Here is an 18,770-nt window from a genome sequence, read left to right on the forward strand (position 1 = left end):
GATGTAGTGTTCGCAGACATGGAATCGGCCTCTTTACAGCTCTTCGAGCGTGATCTGGTGATTGGTGAAGACGCAGATGTCGGCGGCGATAGCGAGCGACTTCTCGGTGATCTCGCGGGCGCCGAGCTCGGTATTCTCGAGCAGCGCTCGCGCAGAGGCCTGGGCGAAGTGACCGCCGGAGCCGATGGCTATGATGCCGCGCTCGGGTTCGACCACGTCGCCGTTACCGGTAATGATCAGCGACGCCGTCTTGTCGGCCACGGCCAGCATGGCTTCGAGACGACGCAGGGCACGATCGGTGCGCCACTCTTTCGCCAGCTCGACAGCGGCCTTGGTCAGATGGCCCTGGTATTTTTCCAGCTGCGCTTCGAAGCGTTCGAACAGGGTAAAGGCATCGGCGGTACCGCCAGCGAAACCGGCCAGAACCTGGCCGCGGTAGAGGCGGCGGACCTTGCTGGCGTTGCCTTTCATCACCGTGTTGCCCAGCGATACCTGGCCATCGCCAGCCAGGGCGACCTGGTCGCCACGGCGCACGGATACGATTGTGGTCATGCAATTCACTCCCAATGGCGCGCCGCCAAACCTCATTGGCGGCGCCGAAAACGGGTGCCATCGCGGCGGCCGACAGGCTCTGGAGAGCGTGATCGGGACGAGGCGATGCAGCATGAACCATCAAGTGTGGGCGAGAAGCGGGGAAATCAAGCCGATGACGAACGCCGACGACCTCGAATGGGCGGCCGGCAAGGCGTGCCGGCCGTCGTGGTGTCCTGTGGCCGCGCCTGATGGCGGGCCCGTCGGCCGTGCGAGCTGTCGGCCAACGAGGCTGCAGGTATCGATGTTACCGGTGCCGATGAGGCAGGCGGATTTTTTGCCGACGTCGTGCTGAAGTGTCAATCCTGCAGGCGTTGAGTCCTGCAGGCGTTGAGTTTTGCAGGCGTGAGCTTTGCGGGCTTTAGTTCTGCAGGCGCAGCAGTAGCGGCTCGATGCCCTGGGTCACCATCAGGTCCTGAGCGCGTGACAGTTCGCGCTTGTCTTCGTAGGGGCCGACCTGAACACGGTGCCATAGCTGATCGCCATTGGCGCGCACGTCGGTGATCTTGGCCAGCAGGCCGAAGTCCTTGAGCCGGTTGGCAAGGCGTTCGGCATCGCCGAGATCGCGGAACGAGGCCGCCTGCAGGACGTAGCGGCCGCCGCTGGGCGTCGGCTGCTTGGTCTGATTCGCGGCATCGTCGGCCGCCGCTTCCTGGGTCGCCTTGGCCGATGGCTCCGGAGAGGCACTATCGCTGTTGGGGGCGATGACCTCGGTTTCCGGCAGCAGGGTGTAGAACTCGAACGTGGGCGTCGCCGGCTGCTGGGCGCCGCCGTCACCACTGTCAGTACCACCGCCTTCGGCGCTACCGGCGTTCTGGTCGCCACCACTGCTGGCTGTCTGATTGGACGTGGGCCGAGGCACGACCGCGGCCACCGGTTCGGGCGAAGAGCGATCCAGATACTGCGACAGGACGAAACCGGCGATCAGGCCGACAATGGCCCATAGCCACCCCGGGATTCCTCCGAGGCCACCGCCGCTTGACGGGCGTGATCGAGATTTCGTCGTCGCGCCTTTGGGGGGCGGACGGCTGGCGGTCGAGCGGCTGTTCTGAGCGGGTCGGCGTGCCATGTTCTACATCTCCTCCGGGGCGCTGACGCCGAGCAGCGCCAATCCATTACCGATGACCTGGCGAGTCGCCAGACCCAGTGCCAGGCGGGCGTTGCGCAGCTCGCCATCATCGACCATGACTTTCTGGGCGTTGTAGCAGGTGTGGAAATCGCTGGCGAGATCGGTCAGATACTGCGCGATCTGGTGCGGTTCGCGAGCGCGGGCGGCACGCTCGACAGTCTCCGGGTAGCGTGCCAGCCGGTTCATCAGCGCCTTCTCCTGGGGGGCGTCGAGACGCTCCAGATTGGCCATGGCGATCGCATGATCGAACGCCAGGCTGTCGCTTTCGGCCTTGCGCAGCACGCTGCAGACGCGGGCATGGGCGTACTGGATGTAGTAGACCGGGTTGTCGTTGGTCTGCGAACGCGCCAGATCGATATCGAACGTCATCTGGGAATCGGCGCGACGGGCGGCCAGAAAATAGCGCGTGGCGTCGCGGCCGACTTCGTCGATCAGATCACGCAGGGTGACGTAGCTGCCGGCGCGCTTGGAGAGCTTGACCTCGACGCCAGAGCGGGTCACCAGCACCATCTGGTGCAGCACGTAGTCCGGCCAGCCCTGGGGAATCCCAACTTCGAGGGCCTGCAGACCGGCCCGAACACGGGTCACGGTCGAATGGTGATCGGCCCCCTGTTCATCGATGACGGTGGTGAAGCCGCGCTGCCACTTGTTGAAATGGTAGGCGACGTCGGGCACGAAATAGGTGTAGTCGCCGTCGCTCTTGCGCATCACGCGGTCTTTGTCGTCGCCGAAATCGGTGGTGCGCAGCCACAGTGCGCCGTCCGATTCGTAGGTGTGTCCGCCGGCGATGAGCGCCTCGACGGTCTCTTCGACCCGGCCCTCGGCATACAGCGAGGATTCGAGGAAGTAGACGTCGAATTCGACCCCGAATGCCTTGAGGTCGAGATCCTGCTCGCGACGCAGATAGGCCACGGCGAAGGCGCGGATGGCGTCGTCATCCTCGGGGTCGGCCTTGGCGGTGACCTCGCGGTCGTCGGCGGTGACGGTCTCGCCGGCCAGATAGGCCTTGGCGACATCGCCGATGTAGTCGCCACGATAGCCGTTCTCCGGCCAGCCTGCGTCGTCCGGCGTCAGACCCTGGACTCGAGCCTGGACCGAAAGCATCAGGTTGTTGATCTGGGCGCCGGCATCGTTGTAGTAGAACTCGCTGGTGACATCAAAGCCGGTCGCTTCCAGCAGGCGGCAGAGGCAGTCGCCGATGGCGGCGCCGCGGCCATGGCCGACGTGGAGCGGCCCGGTGGGGTTGGCGGAGACGAACTCGACCTGAACTTTCTCCCCGGCGCCGATCATGCTGCGGCCGAAGGTGTCACCCGCATCCAGGATCTGGCTGACGATGCCGGCGATGGCATCGGTGGCGGCGAAGAAATTGATGAACCCCGGGCCGGCGATTTCGGTCCGGCGGATGACGTCGTTGGCGGGCAGCGCCGCGACCAGCTTGTCGGCCAGGTCGCGCGGCTTGCCGCCGGCCGGCTTGGCGAGGACCAGTGCCAGATTGGTGGCGTAGTCGCCGTGGGCCTTGTCGCGGGTCGGGTCGACCTTGATCGAGGGACGCACGTCCGCCGGAAGATCGCCGGCCTGTTGCAGGGTGGCGACGGCGGCGTCGAGCAGTTGGGTAATCGTCTCTTTCATGGGCTACTTCGTCATCGTGGGGCCAGGCGTGGGGCTCGCAGCCCGACCCGGCGCGGGGTTCCGCGGATCTGAACGCCGTGATCCTGCCGCCACGACGCTGGAAAAAGGCGGCCATTATCAGTGATTGCGCCAACGCTTTAAACCCTAACCGGCGAGCTTCGAGCTTCCAGCGTCGAGGTTGCAGGGTCGAGCTTGCAGAAAGATTGCGAACTTTCTGAGTTGGCGAGGATTGCTTTTGCGGCTGCGGCGTCAGCTCAAGGTCATCGGATCGATATCCAGCGACCAGCGAACCTTGCGTGATGTGCTGCTCTCCAGCCAGCCGACCAGCCAGGCGCCGGCTTCATGCAGGGCGCTGCGTTTTTCCGACGACAGCATCAGCTGCAAGTGGTAACGGTTCTGACGCCGCTCCATCGGAGCGGGTACCGGGCCCAGGCAGTGAACGGAAGACCGTCGTTCGCTGAGCCACTCCCGCAGCGCCTCGCCGGCGGCCTCCGCGGCCTCGAGGGCGTCCTCCTCGCGGGTCGCCTCGAAACGCGTCAGCGCAAGGTAACGGTAGGGCGGCAGGCCGGCCAGGCGTCGCTCCTCCAGCATCTGGTAGGCCAGGGCGTCGTAACCGCTATCGGCCAGCAGGCGCAGATTCGGGTCATCGGGATGCAGCGTCTGGACCAGCACGCGGCCCGCGCGGTCGGCGCGTCCGGCGCGTCCGGCGACCTGGACCAGCAACTGGGCGCTCTGCTCGAGAGCGCGAAAGTCGCTGGCGTAGAGGCCGGCATCGGCATTGACCACGACGACTAGCGTCACGTGAGGTAGATGGTGGCCCTTGGCCAGCATCTGGGTGCCCACCAGCAGGCTCGGTTCGCCGCGCCGAATCTCGGTCAGAATCTGGTCGAACGCTTCCTTGCGCCGCGTGCTGTCGCGATCGATACGGTAGACCGGAATATCGGGGAACAGCGTGGTCAGGGTCTCTTCGCTGCGCTCGGTGCCGGCGCCGAGTGGCCTCAGGTCGGCACTGCCGCAGCCGGGGCAGGCGTCCGGCTGCGGAGTCTGGTGTTCGCAGTGGTGACAGACCAGACGCGGGGGCTGGCGGTGCAGCGTCATGCGCGAATCGCAGTGGCGGCATTCGGCGATCCAGCCGCACTGGTGACAGGCGAGCGAAGGCGAAAAACCGCGCCGGTTGATGAATACCAGCACCTGGCCTTCGGCTTTCAGCGCCTGGCGAATGGCGTCGATAGCCGGTGGAACCAGGCCGCCCTGACGCAGGCGTCCGCGCAGGTCCACCAACTCCAGTTTGGCCGGCGCGTGGCGGCTGGGGCGCTGGGTCAGTCGCAGGTGCCGATAGCGGCCGCTGCGGGCCTGGGCCAGCGTTTCGAGCGACGGTGTGGCGCTGCCCAACAGAATCGGTACGCCATCGTGATGGGCCCGCGCGATGGCCAGGTCGCGGGCGTGATAGCGCAGCCCATCCTGCTGCTTGAACGAGCCGTCATGTTCCTCGTCGACGATGATCGCGCCGGGGCGCGCCAGCGGCGTGAAGATGGCCGAACGCGTACCGATGACGATGGGCGCGCGGCCGCTGCGGGCGGCTTCCCAGGCGTCGAGGCGTTCCATGTCGGTCAAGCCGGAGTGGAGCGCCACCACCGGCGCCCGAAAGCGCTTGCGGAAGCGCGACAGCGTCTGCGGCGTCAGGCCGATCTCCGGGACCAGAACCAGGGCCTGACGCCCTTGGCCGAGTACGCCCTCGATCAGTTGCAGGTAGACCTCCGTCTTGCCGCTGCCGGTAACCCCATGCAGCAGGCACGGATGAAAGCGGTCCAGTCCTTCGTGCAGGGCGGCCAGCGCTGTGGCCTGTTCCCGGTTGAGCGGCAGCGACGGTTCGGCCAGCAGCGCGCCGGACCAGCCCTCGCTGGCGGTCAGGGGTTCCTCCGTGCGGATGATCAGTGCCTTGTCGAGCAGGCCTTGCAACTGAGCGCGCGTGTACCCCTGAGCCATGATGGCAGCGCTGATCATGCCGTGGCGATGCTGGGCCAGCAGCTGGATCAGTTCACGCTGGCGCGGTGCGCGTGCCAGCGCGTCCAGAGCGCTGGATTCGGTGGTGTTCAATTGCCAGCGCTCGCGAATTCTGGCTTCGCGTGGCCGCCCTTGGCGCAGCGGCCCGGGCAGCGCGTGATGCAGCGTATCGCCCAGCGAGTGCTGATAGTAGCGGGCGGTGAACTGGCACAGCCATAGCCAGTCCGAGGGTAGCGGCTCGTCGTCGAGGCGAGCGCTGATCGGTTTCAACTGGTGTGCGGGCAGCTCGCTGTGCGCCGCGCACTCCATCACGATGCCGACCAGATGGCGTCGGCCAAACGGCACCTTGACCCGAATGCCGGCACGCCAGCCCCCCGCGGGCGGCTGACCGGCGGGGCGATAGTCGAACAGGCGCCGAAGCGGAGTGGGAACGGCAACCCGAAGCACCCTGGGCGCCGGTGGCGGTGCTGTGCGGTCATCGGCGGGCATCGGGGAAGGGGCGGTCTGGGAAGAGCCTGCCTTGGAATCAGCCAATTGGCCTCCATGAAGAGTTCTGCTAAAATACGCCGCCTTCCGACGTAGGGCGCGTCTTTTATCCGGGGTGTCATCGTCTTCGAACGGTGTACTTCGGGATTCCAGGCGTTCCGGTCGCGCGGGAGTGAACCGCGATTCCCTATCCGTGTACGGTGCCTGGCGAGAGATCAGGTGGCGGTACACCGCAAAGCGAGGCTTCACGATGAAACAGTCTATTCATCCCGAATACAAGACAGTCACGGCGACTTGTTCCTGTGGCGCGACCCATTCGATCGGCACGACAGCGAGTGAAGATTTTCACGTCGACGTCTGCTCCGAGTGCCACCCGTTCTACACCGGCAAGCAGAAGCAGGCGACGACCGGTGGCCGCGTCGAGCGTTTCAACAAGCGCTTCGGTGCTGCCGTGCGACCGACCAAGAGCTCGTAATATCGGCATCGATCGGTTATCGGAAAGGCCCGCCATTATGGCGGGCTTTTTTGTGCCTGCTCGGCGGTTTTTAGCGTTAAAAGAAGTAGGGCGCATGACTTGGGTCGCTCCGGCGGCAGTGAGCGATAAGCAATATTTTATGGCTGAAGGCTTAGGTATAAGTGTCGCCAAATGCATCGAAGTGTTTCAAACAGGCGCTTAAAATTCGTGAAAGTTTAAAAAGTGGCATAAGTTGTGTGGCCGATTGTTTTTCGATAATCTGATCCGACTTCGCGGCGAACGATGCCGAAAATACCCTCATTGCCTTTGGATAAGCCTTCATGAATGACGAGAAGAGACAGGCAGCGCTCGATTATCACGCCAAGCCCATTCCGGGCAAGTTGTCGGTCGAACTGACCAAGCCCACCGAGACTGCCAAGCATCTGGCCCTGGCCTACAGTCCCGGCGTAGCGGAACCGTGCCGGGAGATCGCTCGGGATCCCGAAAATGCCTATCTTTATACCGGCAAGGGCAATCTGGTGGCAGTGGTTTCCGACGGCAGTGCCATTCTCGGCCTGGGTAACCTGGGGCCTTTGGCCAGCAAGCCGGTCATGGAAGGCAAGGGCGTGCTGTTCAAGCGTTTTGCCGGCATCAACTCCGTCGATATCGAAGTCGAGGCTGACTCTGCCCAGGCGTTCATCGATACCGTGGCCAGCATTGCCAACACCTGGGGCGGTATCAATCTGGAGGATATCAAGGCGCCGGAGTGCTTCGAGATCGAGGCCGCCCTCAAGACGCGTTGCAACATTCCGGTGTTCCATGACGATCAGCATGGCACGGCGATCGTGACCGCGGCCGGTCTGCTCAACGCGCTGGAGATCGCCGGCAAGACGTTGGAGAGCGCACGCATCGTCTGCCTTGGCGCCGGATCCGCCGCCATCGCCTGCATGAAACTGCTGATCGAATGCGGAGCCAGGGCCGAGAACATCTTCATGCTGGATCGTAACGGCGTGATTCATAGCGGTCGCAGCGACCTCAATCCGTACAAGGCGCAGTTCGCCACCGAAACGCCGTTGCGTACGCTGGACGACGCGATCGAAGGCGCCGACGTTTTCGTGGGGCTGTCCGGGCCGGATCTGTTCAAGCCTGAACAGCTCATGAAGATGGCCGCCAATCCGGTGGTCTTCGCCTGCTCCAATCCGGATCCGGAGATTCATCCCGATCTGGCGCGGGAAACCCGTAGCGACGTGATCATGGGAACGGGGCGTTCCGATTACCCCAACCAGGTCAACAACGTGCTCGGCTTCCCGTTCATCTTTCGCGGTGCCCTCGATGTCCGGGCCACGGCCATCAACGAGCGGATGAAAATCGCCGCCGTTCACGCGTTGAAGGATCTGGCCCGTGAGCCGGTGACGAAAGAGGTGCTGGATGCCTACGAGATCGATTCGCTGACGTTCGGCCGCGATTACATCCTTCCGACCCCGGTGGATTCGCGCCTGCTCGACAGAATTCCGGCGGCGGTGGCGCAGGCTGCGGTGGAGTCCGGAGTGGCCGGGAAACCGTATCCCGCGCACTACCCGCTGAAGAGCGTCAAGGAGATCTACGGCAAGTAATCGCTGGTCTGTCGGGTCAAGACGATGCCGCCCTCGGGGCGGCATCGTGCTTTTCAGCGGGCGTTATGTGGCGACCCGAAGCCGTCGCTCGATGGTCTTTTATAGCGACCCGAGGCCGGCTTCTTACAGCGACTCGAGGTCGTCGCCGGGGCTACCAGCCGTAGAGAATCGAGACCGAGGTCGTGGTGTCGGTGCGTGCTTCCGCGCCCGGCGGCGGATGGGTGTTGCTTCTGACGTCGTAGGAGACGCGCAGAGCAAGGTGCGAGTTCAGCTGCGACGTGATCGACGAGAGTGAACGGGTGGTGACACTGATGTGAGTCGCTTCCGCCGACAGCTCCTGATCGAAGGAGATGTCGTCGCTGAAGTTGTAGGTGTAGTCCAGCGCCGCGTAGGCCAGCGCCAGATCGTCGCTGCTGCCGCCTTCGTAAGCGTCGTCATCGTCATCGTCACTGTCGTCGGCATAGACGTCATGACGATAGCCGGGGCCGGTTTCGGCCGAGAGCGTATGCGTCGGCCCGGTCAGGATCTGGCGGCCGTAACCCGCGATGGTGGTGAACTGCGAGTCATAGCCGCTGAAACGGTCGCGTTCCCAGCGCGCGAATCCGAACAGATAGTTGTTGTCCGCGAGCTCATAGCGCTCACGAGCGCCGATCAGGTAGCGTTCCGAGGTGGTGTTGTCATTGTCCTGGACACTGCGGGTCTCGGCCCGAAACGTATGCGTATTGCGCCCGGTCAGCCAGGTCAGCCGAGCCTTGGCAAGCAGGGTCTGGGTATTGGTGTTGCCGGTCAGCTTGGTATAGCCCAGCTCGACGTTGCCGCTGAAATTGGGCGCGTTTGCATCCGGCGCCGGTGGCGCATAGAAAAGCTCCGCGTGGGACGGTGACGCCATCAGGCAGGTGGTCAGTAGCCACCATCGGCAACTGGGCAGGGGCATGACTTTTCTCTCAGCGTCGCTGCGACGTCCTGTTGCGGTGAAGAGTGGATCCGAAGCCTCAAAGCCCTTGAATGAGCCCTGGCGCGAGTCCTGGGACGAAACAGTCGGGGCACGAACCCCGACTGGCTAGGTCTCGATCAACCAGATTTCGACCAATGTATCAGAAGATGGCTTCGTAGGTACCGGTGCCCTGAGACCCACTCTCGTCCTCGAGTTCCTGTTTGACGCCGCGCGGCTGGTATTCGGGCAGATGATCCTTACGGAAGATCTCGCTGATACCGCCGGACTGGTCGTCGTGTAGCCGTTTACCGGTATCCGGATCGATACGTACGGTCACGATGTCGTCCGGCGCTTCCGGAATCACTTCCGGTGTCCCTTTCAGGGCCGGACCCATGAACGCCTTCCAGATCGGCAACGCCGCCTGGGCGCCGTATTCGGCCGTGGTGGTGTTGTCGTCCTTGCCGACCCACACGGTGGTCACGATCGAGTTGTTGAAGCCCGAGAACCAGGCATCGCGCTGATCGTTGGTGGTACCGGTCTTGCCGACGATGTCGCTGCGGTTGAGCGATAGCGCCCCGCGGCCGGTGCCATGCTCGATGACATCACGCAGGATGCTGCGCAGGATGTACAGCGCATCCGGTTCCACCACGCGAGGCGCGATGCGCCGCGGTTCGCCGTCGACTTCGGTCTGGGTGGCCCCGGGCGCGCAGTCGCGGCAGGCCACCAGCGGGTTGGCTTCCTCGACGACGGTATTGTGGCTGCCCTGAGTGACCTTTTCGATATACCAGGGCGAGACCTGGAAGCCGCCGTTCGCCAGCACCGCGTAGGCATTGGCGATCTCCAGCGGTGTCAGCGAGGCGCTGCCCAGTGCCAGCGAGAGGCCGTGGGGCAGGCGATCCCGCGAGAATCCGAAGCGTTCGAGGAAGTTGAGCGCGTTGTCGAGCCCGAGTGATTGCAGCACGCGAATGGTCACCAGGTTACGCGAGGTGTAGAGCCCGACACGGAGGCGAGTCGGCCCCTGGAACTGGCGTTCGGCGTTTTCCGGGCGCCAGTCGTCGCCGCTGAACTGCGACATCACTACCGGGGCGTCGTTGATGATGGTCGCCGCGGTCATGTCGCCTTCCTGCAGCGCCGCCAGATAGATGAAGGGCTTGAAGTTGGAGCCGACCTGGCGCTGGGCCTGGATCGCCCGATTGAACTTGCTGGCGGCGAAGCTGAAACCGCCCTGCAGCGCATCGATCGCGCCGGTCTGCGGGTCGAGCACGACGATTGCCCCTTCCGCGCCAGGACGTTGCGATAGACGCCAGTGGTCACCGTCTTTCATGATGCGGACCAGATCGCCGCGGTCGGCGATGGCGGCGGCATTGGCGGGTTCGCCGCCGCGCCACTTCGCGCTCTTGTACTCGCGTGCCCATTTCAGGCCGTCCCATTCGAGGTCGATGATCTCGCCATCGGCGTCGAGCACCTGCATCTGCTTGCCATCGGTAGCGGTGACGATGGCGGGTTTGAGCGGGCCGTAGGCTGGCGTGCGTTCGAGAACCTTGAGCCAGTTGCTGACATCGCCGTCGACGCCATCGATCTTGGCCTCGCTGCTCTGGGCTGCCTGGCGGGCGGTCTCGATGACTTCGGGAGACTCAGACAGCTCCTCTTCCAGGCCCTGGCGTTCGGTACGGTCCTGCGCCTCGACGAGACTTGGCGGAACGTCCTTCTCTTCCGGTCCGCGCCAGCCGTGACGGGTGTCATAGTCGATCAGCCCCTCGACCAGGGCGTCGCGTGCCTCGGCCTGCAGGCGGCTGTCGAGCGAAGTGGTGATGCGGATATTGTCGGTATAGGCCTTGTCGCCGAAGCGCTCGACCGCATAGGCGCGTGCCATCTCCGCGACATAGGGCGCATCGACTTCCGCCTGGGCGATGTGTCGGCTGGCGGTGATCGGCGCCTTGACGGCCTCATCGTAGGCGGCCTGATCGATCGAGCCGAGCTGGCGCATCCGGTAGAGAATCCAGTTGCGGCGGATCAGCGCCCGTTCCGGATTGGCCAGCGGGTTGAAGCTCGAAGGTGCCTTGGGTAGACCGGCGATCATCGCGTACTGGGGCAGGGTCAGGTCGGCCAGCGGCTTGCCATAGTAGGTGTTGGCCGCGGCGGCGATGCCGTAGGAGCGATGACCCAGATAGATCTTGTTGACGTAGAGCTCGAGAATCTCCGGTTTGCTCAGAATCTGTTCCATCTGCAACGCCAGCAGAATTTCACGGATCTTGCGGGTGAAGGTCTGATCCAGTGTCAGCAGATAGTTCCTGGCAACCTGCATGGTGATCGTGCTGCCCCCGGACTGGATGTCGCCCGAAGAGGCGAGCTCGACGGCGGCGCGTAGAAGGCCTTTGGGATCGACGCCCGGGTGGTTGTAGAAATTGGCATCCTCGGCGGCCAGTAGCGCGTCGATCAGGGGCTTGGGAATTTCGTCGTAGCTGACCGGCATGCGGCGTTCCTCGCCGTACTCGCCGATCAGCTTGTCGTCTTTGGTATAGATGCGCAGCGGCGTCTGAAGCTCGTAGTTCTGGAGCTGACGCACGTCCGGCAGACCGGGGGCAAAGTAGAGCCCCGCGCCGACGACTGCCATTACCACGCTGGCGCAGAGCGCCAACAGTAGCCAGAACGCGGACGTCAGTAGGCGAGTAAAGAGCTTCATATAAAGGGATGATCCTTGACTGGTGGCGGTCCGGCCGCGTGCGTGCTCGCTATCCCTAGCGTCGGACATGATTCAGCATCGGGGCATTATATGGATGCGACAGAGCCGGGGCCAGTTTCGTCCGCGTCACTTCCTGCAAGCAAGACGAATTAGTGTAACGAAATGTCTCAAGTTGGTGGTCGTGCCGCCGTTAACTTCGATTAGGATTTTCGAGTTCCGGCGAGGTGAGACAGTGTTGCGCTTGAAAAGATCCTCTCAAGGATTGGTGGGAGTGGACATCACGTCCGCCACCGTCAAGTTGCTGGAGTTGGGGCGTCACGCCGGCGGCTTGAGAATCGACAGCTATGCGGTACGGCCGCTACGCGAAGGGGCTGTCGTCGAGCGGCGGATCCGCGACAAGAGCGAAGTCGTCGACGCATTGCAGCGGGCGGTGGAGCACGCGCAGCTGCGGTCTCGGCGTGCGGTGGTGGCCGTGCCCAACTCGGCGGCCATCACTCGGGTCGTGTCGTTTCCGGCATCGCTCAGTGACGATGACATCGAAGCGCGGATTCAGATGGAGTCCGACAAGCATATCCCGTTTCCGCTCAACGAAGTCGCCTTCGACTTTCAGCGCCTGGGGCGCCACCCCCGTTACGACGATCAGCAGGAGATCATGCTGGTCGCCTGCCGCCTGCAGGATATCGACACCCTGACCTCGACGCTGGACGCCGTGGGGCTCGAGGTAGTAGCGGTGGATGTCGAGGGTTTCGCGCTGGAGCGGGTCTGTCGGGCGCTGCAGGCTTCCCAGGACGACGAGGACGATGAGGACGGCGGCAGTACCGCGCTGGTCGACATCGGCGCCAATCTTTGCGCGTTTCACGTGCTCAAGGGCGGACGGATCGTCTACAGCCGCGACAGTCTCTGCGGTGGGCGCCAGCTCACCGACGCCATCAGCCGGCACTACGACATGAGTTTCGATGAAGCCGGCCGAGCCAAGCGGCGCGGCGGGCTGCCCGACGACTATCGCCAGGCCGTGCTGTTGCCGTTCGTCGATACCCTGATCCAGCATATCGGCCGCTCGCTGCAGCTCTATTACACCTCGGCAGGCCAGCAGCAGGTCCGGCGGCTGATCCTGGCCGGCGGGTCGAGCGCATTGCCGGGCTTTGCCGAACGGCTGCGTGCTCAGAGTGGCCTGGAAGCCACGCTGGCCAACCCCTTTACCCATATGCGAATCGATTCCCGGTTGAACGTCGGTGCACTGGCCGCTGACGCGCCGGCGATGCTCACGGCCTGCGGCCTGGCGATGCGGGCGCTGTCATGACGATCGAGATCAACCTGCTGCCATGGCGAGAGCAGCGTCGTTTCCGCAGTACTCGGCGTTTCAAGCAGGGCCTGCTGCTGACGCTGCTGGTGGGGCTATTGGTCGGGTGGGGCATCGCCGAGTACGAGAAGTCTCAGGTGCGGGCGGGGCAGGCGCGTCTGGCGATGATCCAGCGCGACACGGAATCGCTGACCCGCGACATCCAGGCGATGCGCAATTATCGCGAGCTGCGAGAGCGGATGCTGAAGCAGATCGACGTGATCGGCGAGCTGCAGTCGAGCCGCCCATTGACCATCCGCGTTCTCGATCAGCTGACGGCGACCCTGGTCGATGGCGTTCACTACACCGAGCTTGACCGCAAGGGGAGTCGGCTCGAGCTGAGTGGCATTGCGGCCTCGAATCGGCAGGTGTCCGATCAGATGCGAGCGCTGGACAACAGTGCCTCGTTCGAGGTCCCGCTGCTCTCGGACGTCCAGTCCGCCGAAGGGGGCGTCGTCGCCAAGCGCTTTCATCTGAGCGTCGACGAGCATCCGCTCGACCCGCCGAAGCCGGAGGCCGGGACATGAGCCGCCTGGTGCAGGCCCGTCTGCGTCCGAGCAACGTTCGAAACGCTGCCAGGGATCAATGGCGTCAGCTGCGCGAACTGCAGTGGCGCGAACTCGACGTCAGGGAAGCGGGTACCTGGCCGGTCGGTCTGCAGGTGGTGATTGCCCTGCTGGTACTGGTGGTATCGATCTGGATCGCGCAATGGCTGTTGGCGTCTACGCCACGGGAGACCCATCAGCGCTTAGCGGTGCAGGAGCAGCAAGCGCTGCAGCGCTACGAGACGCTGTCCTATCAGGCCGTCAATCTGCCAGCGATGAAAGCCCAGATGGGTGAGCTTCAGGCGCGCATGCAGAGCGCACTCGAAATGTTGCCGAGTGATGCCGAAGTGCCGGCACTGCTGGACGCCATCAGCGACGCCGCGCGGGAGCAGCAGCTCGATATCGACAGCATCACTCTGCGTCCGGCCGTGACGCAGGATTTCTACATCGAACAGCCCTTCGATATTCAGGTGCGCGGTGATTTCCATCGGATCGCCGCGTTCCTGGCGCGCGTGGCCGCGATGCCGCGCATCGTCACGCTCCACGATTTCACGTTGACGCCGGTGGAGGATCATCTGCGCCTTGCCATGCTGGCCAAGACCTATCGCTATCGTGAGGAATCCGATCCGGAAGGCGATCCCAAGAAGGGAGGGGGCAAACCGTGAGATCGAAACATTCGCGTCTCGCCGGCCTGATGGTCGGATTGTTCATCGGCGGTGGTCTGGCCGGTTGCGAGAGTGCCGATCTGGCGTCGCTGCAGGCCCATCTCGATACGCTGCGGCACAAGCCGCAGGGGCAGATTGCCTCGCTGCCGGAAATGCCGGGGTATCTGAGCGCAAGCTACGACCAGGGCAGTCGACGGAGTCCGTTCGTGGCCGAGCAGGCCGACGAGCCGGGTCCCGAGGAGACCGCGCCGCTGCCGGATGCCGAGCGTCCCCGCCAGCCGCTGGAAGCCTTCGAACTCGACAGCCTGAGCCTGGTCGGCACGCTCACCGTGGGCAAGACCCCCTCGGCGCTGGTTGCCGCGCCGGATGGGCGAGTTCATCGGCTCTTCCGGGGAAATTATCTGGGTCGCGACTACGGCCGCATCGTCAGCGTCGAGCCACGGGGTCTGACTCTGGTCGAGACCGTGCGCGATTCCGCAGGAGGCTGGACCGAACGTCGCCAGCAGCTGGAAATGGCCAAACAGGAATCCGACGGTGCCAGCCGACGGCAAAGTAACAGGGGAACATGATGACTCGTCGAGGGCGTTTCGCCGCGTGCGTGGCACTACTGACATTGTGGGGGCTGGCGCTCTCTGCCGGGGCGGCACTGGCGCAGACGCAAGCATTGGCGACGCCGACGCTGACGGCGATGACGTTTACCGACCGCGGCGCCGGGCGTCTGGATGTCGGGCTGAATTTCGTCGGGGGGTTGCCGGAGATTCGCGGTTATCGCACCGACTCCCCGCCGCGATTGGCGCTGGATCTGCTGCAGGCTCAGAGTGGTCTGTCGCAGTCGACGTTTGCCGTCGGCAGTGGTGGCGTCGATTCCGTGCGAGTGCTGGGCGCGGGCGGGCGCACACGGCTGGTGTTCGATCTGACCTCGCCCACCGGCTACCGGCTCGAGCAGCGCGACGGCAAGATCGTCGTCCATCTGGGCGGTGACGCCGACATCACCACGGGTACCGTCGGTGAGACGCGCCCGGACGGCGCGGCCAACGGGGGAGCTTCGGCGATGAGCGCTGCCGAACCCGAAGTGACCTCGATCGACTTCCGTCGGGGCACGAATGGCGGCGGGCAGCTGCAGCTGGCGCTCAATCGCGCCGGTGTGGCGGCCGAAGTCTCAGGCCAGGGGCGTCAGGTGTCGATCACGCTGCCCGGTGTCTCGTTGCCCGACGATCAATATCAGACGCTGGATGTCGGCGATTTCGGTACCGCCGTGCAGCGCATCGTGCCTCGTCGCGGGTCGGATGGCGTCACCTTCGATATCACCGCCTCCGAGGCGGTGGAACCGCTGGTGACCCAGAATGGACGCCGTTTCACCGTCGAGCTGGCCCCCGCCGGCAGCCTCGAACGGCCCGAGACGGAGCAGCGACCCAGTTATAATGGCCACCGCATCTCCCTCGATTTCCAGGACATTCCGGTTCGCGACGTGCTGTCGATCATTGCCGAGGAGTCCGGGCTCAACGTGGTCGCCAGCGACGGCGTGCAGGGCAACGTGACTCTCAATCTGACCGACGTGCCCTGGGACCAGGCGCTCGATCTGGTGCTGCGCAACCACGGCCTGTCGTCGCGACGGGAAGGCAACGTGATGATGGTGGCACCGACCGGTGAACTGGCCAGTCTGCAGCGTCAGACGCTGGAGACCCGCGAGCAGTCGCAACAGCTGGCCCCGCTGACCACCGAGTTTCTGCAGATCCGTTACGCCAAGGCCGATACGCTGGCGGCCTTGCTGCAAGGCGGCGAGGGCGCCGGGATGATGTCCGAGCGTGGTCGCGTCAGCGTCGATCCGCGCACCAATACGCTGATTCTGCAGGACACCCGTGACCAGCTCGACGCCATCCGCCGGACCGTCGATCACCTCGACGTGCCGGTGCGTCAGGTCCAGATCGAAGCCCGAATCGTGATCGCGCGAGACAGCGCGACCCGCGAGCTCGGCGTCAACTGGGGGTTGTCAGGCAATGGCGGGCGCCACTTCGATCTCGGTGGCGCGGCCGATGGCAATGCCTCGACGGTGCCCACGACGTCGGACGATCCGGCCTCCTATGGCGGCGGGCTGGCGGTCGATCTGGGCAATGCGACCAATCCCGCCAGTGCGTTCAGCTTCGGCTATCTTTCCGGCGACGTGTTGATCGACCTGGAGCTTCGGGCACTGGAGAGTGAGGGCAAGAGCCAGACGATCTCCCAGCCCAAGGTAATCACCGCCAATCAGCGCACCGCGGTGATCAAGCAGGGCCAGGAGGTGCCGTATCAGGAGGCGTCGTCCAGCGGGGCGACCACCACCGAGTTCAAGGAGGCGGTACTGTCGCTGGAGGTGACACCGCAGATCACACCGGACGACCGCATCATCATGGATCTGCGGGTCAACAACGACGATATTTCCGATACGCGTTACGATGGCGCGCCGGCCATCGACACCAACGAGATCCAGACTCAGGTGCTGGTCAACAACGGTGAGACCGTGGTGCTGGGCGGCATTCTGACCTCCGAGCAGTTGCGTACGCTGTTCAAGACGCCGTTCCTGGGTGACATCCCGGTGCTCGGCAATCTGTTCCGCTATACCCAGGAAAGCAACGAGAAGGTAGAATTGCTGGTATTCATTACGCCCAAGATCATCGAGGACGGACTGGCCATTCGCTGATGCGGTCGCTTCCCAATCTTTTTCTCGTCGGCCCCATGGGGGCGGGCAAGAGTACAATCGGCCGCCTCCTGGCGGCCGAATTGCAGCGCGAATTCCTCGATAGCGACCATCAAATTGAAGGCCGCTGCGGGGCGAATATCCCATGGATTTTCGATGTCGAGGGCGAGCAGGGCTTTCGCGATCGCGAGACCGCCATGATCGATGAAATCAGTCAGCGCAGCGAGATCGTCCTGGCGACGGGTGGCGGTGCGATCATGCGCGAGGTCAACCGTCAGCTACTGCGCGAGCGGGGCACGGTGATCTATCTGGCCACGACCGTCGAGCAGCAGATTCGGCGCACCTCGCGGGATCGCAACCGGCCGTTGCTGCAGACCGCCAATCCCGAGCAAGTGTTGCGCGATCTGTTCGCGATCCGCGATCCGCTCTATCGTGCCACCGCCGATATCATCGTACGTACCGATCGGCGAGGACCCCGAAGCGTGGTGGGGGATATCCTGCGCCGGGTCTCGCGGCTGGCGGAACCGCTCGGCGCTTCGGTCTCGCTTTCGCAACACAGGTAATGTCTCTCTCATATCGAAGGTAACGTCTCATGTCGTCAGTCTCGTCGCTTCCCGTGGAATCGCTGAACGTCTCGCTGGGCGAGCGTAGCTATCCGATCCATGTCGGTGCGGGGCTGCTGACGAGCCGGGAGCACCTGCTGCCTTACCTGGCCGGACGTCAGGTCATGATCGTGACCAACGAGGTGATCGCGCCGCACTATCTTCATGCGCTCAAAGAAACGCTGGCGGGCGCCCTCGATGCGCCCAAGGAAGAGACGCTGGCGGGTGCCGAGCTGGAAATCCGAGAAGTCATCCTGCCCGACGGCGAGGCGACCAAGACGTTGTCCTCGGTCGAGAGGATCTGGGATGCGCTGCTGGCCGCCGGGTTCAATCGTCGCTGCACGCTGATCGCGCTCGGCGGCGGGGTGATCGGTGACATGACCGGCTACGCGGCCGCGAGCTACCAGCGCGGCGTCGCTTTCATTCAAATTCCCACCACGCTGCTGGCCCAGGTCGACTCTTCCGTGGGCGGCAAGACCGGGGTCAACCATCCGCGCGGCAAGAACATGATCGGCGCGTTCTGGCAGCCGCGGGCAGTGCTGGTCGATACCGACACGCTGACGACGTTGCCGCCCCGCGAGCTTTCCGCCGGGCTGGCGGAAGTGATCAAGTACGGCCTGATCTGGGATCTGGAATTTCTTGCCTGGCTGGAGGCCAATCTCGGCGCGCTGCGTGGCATCGAGGAAGGCGCGATCCGTTATGCCATCCGTCGTAGCTGCGAGATCAAGGCCGAGGTGGTGGCCGAGGACGAGACCGAGCAGGGCGTGCGAGCGCTGCTCAATCTGGGCCACACCTTCGGGCATGCGATCGAGGCGCACCAGGGCTACGGCAACTGGCTCCACGGCGAGGCGGTGAGCGCCGGCATGATGATGGCGGCTTGGCTATCCGCCCAGCGCGGCTGGCTGAACGAGGCTGATGTCGAACGTGTCGCTGCGATCCTGTGCGCGGCGGACCTTCCGGTGACGGCACCGGCCAGCATGCAAGCCGAGGATTTTCTCTCTCGAATGCGGCTCGATAAGAAGAATGTCGACAGTCGCCTGCGCTTGATCCTGCTCGAGACGTTGGGGCGGGCCTGCATTCGAGACGATACCGACCCCGAGCAGCTCGAGCGCCTGCTGACGGATTTTCCCCGAACCTGATTTCTGATCGGGCCTCGTCTCCCTTTCCCGGGATACCGCCTCTAGCCCACCCGATTCCGGCCGCTGTCGCCGGCTGTCTTCTCCGGCGGCGTCAGTTGCCGTCGGCTCTCTTTCGTCGTGGCTCGCCTCTCTTTCATTGTGGCCAGCATCACCTTCATCCTGGTCAGCCTGTTTCGCAGCGACTTGGCTTGATCGCCGCCACCGACCCGGGCGATCACGTCCGGTTCGCAGGTCCAGAAGCTTGTCGCGTTCTGAGGCATCCGGCATCGACGATCTTGCTGAA

15 protein-coding genes are annotated in these 18,770 nt (G+C 64.1%); 9 read left to right on the forward strand and 6 right to left on the reverse strand.

The genetic code is table 11. The features are described 5' to 3' along the window. Positions 1-33: 33 nt before the first annotated feature. The 4 genes from hslV to BTW08_RS03445 form a co-directional block, all read right to left on the reverse strand. Entirely contained in the window at positions 34-552 is a 519-nt protein-coding gene (gene hslV / locus BTW08_RS03425; RefSeq protein WP_075561114.1) for an ATP-dependent protease subunit HslV, read from the reverse strand. A gap of 400 nt (positions 553-952) precedes the next feature. Next, a complete protein-coding gene (locus BTW08_RS03435) occupies positions 953-1,660 on the reverse strand; it encodes an SPOR domain-containing protein (protein WP_075561116.1) in 708 nt (235 codons plus the stop codon). A gap of 3 nt (positions 1,661-1,663) precedes the next feature. Then, positions 1,664-3,349, reverse strand: coding sequence for an arginine--tRNA ligase (argS, locus tag BTW08_RS03440; RefSeq protein WP_075561117.1), 1,686 nt, complete (start codon positions 3,347-3,349; stop codon positions 1,664-1,666). A 249-nt stretch (positions 3,350-3,598) separates the two neighbouring features. Next, positions 3,599-5,842 (reverse strand): primosomal protein N', encoded by a 2,244-nt coding sequence (locus BTW08_RS03445; protein WP_075561161.1) that lies wholly within the window; start codon positions 5,840-5,842, stop codon positions 3,599-3,601. 247 nt (positions 5,843-6,089) lie between these two features. Here BTW08_RS03445 and rpmE point away from each other — a divergent pair, with 247 nt between their 5' ends. Continuing rightward, positions 6,090-6,314, forward strand: coding sequence for a 50S ribosomal protein L31 (gene rpmE, locus BTW08_RS03450; protein WP_075561118.1), 225 nt, complete (start codon positions 6,090-6,092; stop codon positions 6,312-6,314). A 320-nt stretch (positions 6,315-6,634) separates the two neighbouring features. Beyond that, positions 6,635-7,906 carry a malic enzyme-like NAD(P)-binding protein gene (locus tag BTW08_RS03455; RefSeq protein WP_075561119.1) on the forward strand — a complete coding sequence of 424 codons (1,272 nt, stop codon included), beginning with the start codon at positions 6,635-6,637 and terminating at the stop codon, positions 7,904-7,906. Between the two features lie 151 nt (positions 7,907-8,057). Here the strand turns inward: BTW08_RS03455 and BTW08_RS03460 are convergent, their stop codons facing one another. Continuing rightward, positions 8,058-8,840, reverse strand: coding sequence for a DUF481 domain-containing protein (locus BTW08_RS03460; RefSeq protein ID WP_075561120.1), 783 nt, complete (start codon positions 8,838-8,840; stop codon positions 8,058-8,060). Positions 8,841-9,000: 160 nt separating this feature from the next. Beyond that, positions 9,001-11,523: a penicillin-binding protein 1A gene (locus BTW08_RS03465; protein ID WP_075561121.1), complete on the reverse strand. Its 2,523-nt coding sequence runs from the start codon at positions 11,521-11,523 to the stop codon at positions 9,001-9,003. Positions 11,524-11,794: 271 nt separating this feature from the next. On the opposite strand from BTW08_RS03465, the gene pilM reads away from it, so the two are divergent. From pilM to aroB, 7 genes are read left to right on the forward strand one after another with little or no spacing between them, the layout of a single operon-like run. Then, complete coding sequence (gene pilM / locus BTW08_RS03470) at positions 11,795-12,823, forward strand: type IV pilus assembly protein PilM (RefSeq protein WP_246837630.1); 1,029 nt, start codon at positions 11,795-11,797, stop codon at positions 12,821-12,823. Beyond that, a complete protein-coding gene (locus BTW08_RS03475) occupies positions 12,820-13,389 on the forward strand; it encodes a PilN domain-containing protein (protein ID WP_075561123.1) in 570 nt (189 codons plus the stop codon). Before pilM ends, BTW08_RS03475 begins: the two co-directional genes overlap by 4 nt. Continuing rightward, complete coding sequence (locus tag BTW08_RS03480; RefSeq protein ID WP_075561124.1) at positions 13,386-14,072, forward strand: type 4a pilus biogenesis protein PilO; 687 nt, start codon at positions 13,386-13,388, stop codon at positions 14,070-14,072. Before BTW08_RS03475 ends, BTW08_RS03480 begins: the two co-directional genes overlap by 4 nt. Then, positions 14,069-14,641, forward strand: a complete 573-nt coding sequence (locus BTW08_RS03485) for a pilus assembly protein PilP (RefSeq protein ID WP_075561125.1) — start codon at positions 14,069-14,071, stop codon at positions 14,639-14,641. The genes BTW08_RS03480 and BTW08_RS03485 overlap by 4 nt, the downstream gene beginning before the upstream one ends. After that, the gene (pilQ, locus tag BTW08_RS03490; RefSeq protein WP_348638908.1) at positions 14,638-16,749 is read left to right on the forward strand and encodes a type IV pilus secretin PilQ; all 2,112 of its coding nucleotides are present in this window, start codon (positions 14,638-14,640) and stop codon (positions 16,747-16,749) included. Before BTW08_RS03485 ends, pilQ begins: the two co-directional genes overlap by 4 nt. Next, positions 16,749-17,309, forward strand: coding sequence for a shikimate kinase AroK (gene aroK, locus BTW08_RS03495; protein WP_075561127.1), 561 nt, complete (start codon positions 16,749-16,751; stop codon positions 17,307-17,309). Before pilQ ends, aroK begins: the two co-directional genes overlap by 1 nt. 29 nt (positions 17,310-17,338) lie before the next feature. Continuing rightward, positions 17,339-18,487 carry a 3-dehydroquinate synthase gene (gene aroB, locus BTW08_RS03500; RefSeq protein ID WP_075561128.1) on the forward strand — a complete coding sequence of 383 codons (1,149 nt, stop codon included), beginning with the start codon at positions 17,339-17,341 and terminating at the stop codon, positions 18,485-18,487. Positions 18,488-18,770 lie beyond the last annotated feature (283 nt).

Source organism: Salinicola sp. MH3R3-1 (assembly GCF_001937155.1).
Taxonomy (GTDB): Bacteria; Pseudomonadota; Gammaproteobacteria; order Pseudomonadales; family Halomonadaceae; genus Salinicola; species Salinicola halophyticus.

What these genes read in the sequence shown, in the direction of transcription:
- aroK (WP_075561127.1), top strand. Translation starts at nt 16,749, where the DNA reads ATGCGGTCGCTTCCCAATCTTTTTCTCGTCGGCCCCATGGGGGCGGGC.
- argS (WP_075561117.1), bottom strand. Translation starts at nt 3,349, where the DNA reads ATGAAAGAGACGATTACCCAACTGCTCGACGCCGCCGTCGCCACCCTG.
- BTW08_RS03455 (WP_075561119.1), top strand. Translation starts at nt 6,635, where the DNA reads ATGAATGACGAGAAGAGACAGGCAGCGCTCGATTATCACGCCAAGCCC.
- aroB (WP_075561128.1), top strand. Translation starts at nt 17,339, where the DNA reads ATGTCGTCAGTCTCGTCGCTTCCCGTGGAATCGCTGAACGTCTCGCTG.
- BTW08_RS03445 (WP_075561161.1), bottom strand. Translation starts at nt 5,842, where the DNA reads ATGCCCGCCGATGACCGCACAGCACCGCCACCGGCGCCCAGGGTGCTT.
- rpmE (WP_075561118.1), top strand. Translation starts at nt 6,090, where the DNA reads ATGAAACAGTCTATTCATCCCGAATACAAGACAGTCACGGCGACTTGT.
- hslV (WP_075561114.1), bottom strand. Translation starts at nt 552, where the DNA reads ATGACCACAATCGTATCCGTGCGCCGTGGCGACCAGGTCGCCCTGGCT.
- pilQ (WP_348638908.1), top strand. Translation starts at nt 14,638, where the DNA reads ATGATGACTCGTCGAGGGCGTTTCGCCGCGTGCGTGGCACTACTGACA.
- BTW08_RS03475 (WP_075561123.1), top strand. Translation starts at nt 12,820, where the DNA reads ATGACGATCGAGATCAACCTGCTGCCATGGCGAGAGCAGCGTCGTTTC.
- BTW08_RS03480 (WP_075561124.1), top strand. Translation starts at nt 13,386, where the DNA reads ATGAGCCGCCTGGTGCAGGCCCGTCTGCGTCCGAGCAACGTTCGAAAC.
- BTW08_RS03465 (WP_075561121.1), bottom strand. Translation starts at nt 11,523, where the DNA reads ATGAAGCTCTTTACTCGCCTACTGACGTCCGCGTTCTGGCTACTGTTG.
- BTW08_RS03435 (WP_075561116.1), bottom strand. Translation starts at nt 1,660, where the DNA reads ATGGCACGCCGACCCGCTCAGAACAGCCGCTCGACCGCCAGCCGTCCG.
- BTW08_RS03460 (WP_075561120.1), bottom strand. Translation starts at nt 8,840, where the DNA reads ATGCCCCTGCCCAGTTGCCGATGGTGGCTACTGACCACCTGCCTGATG.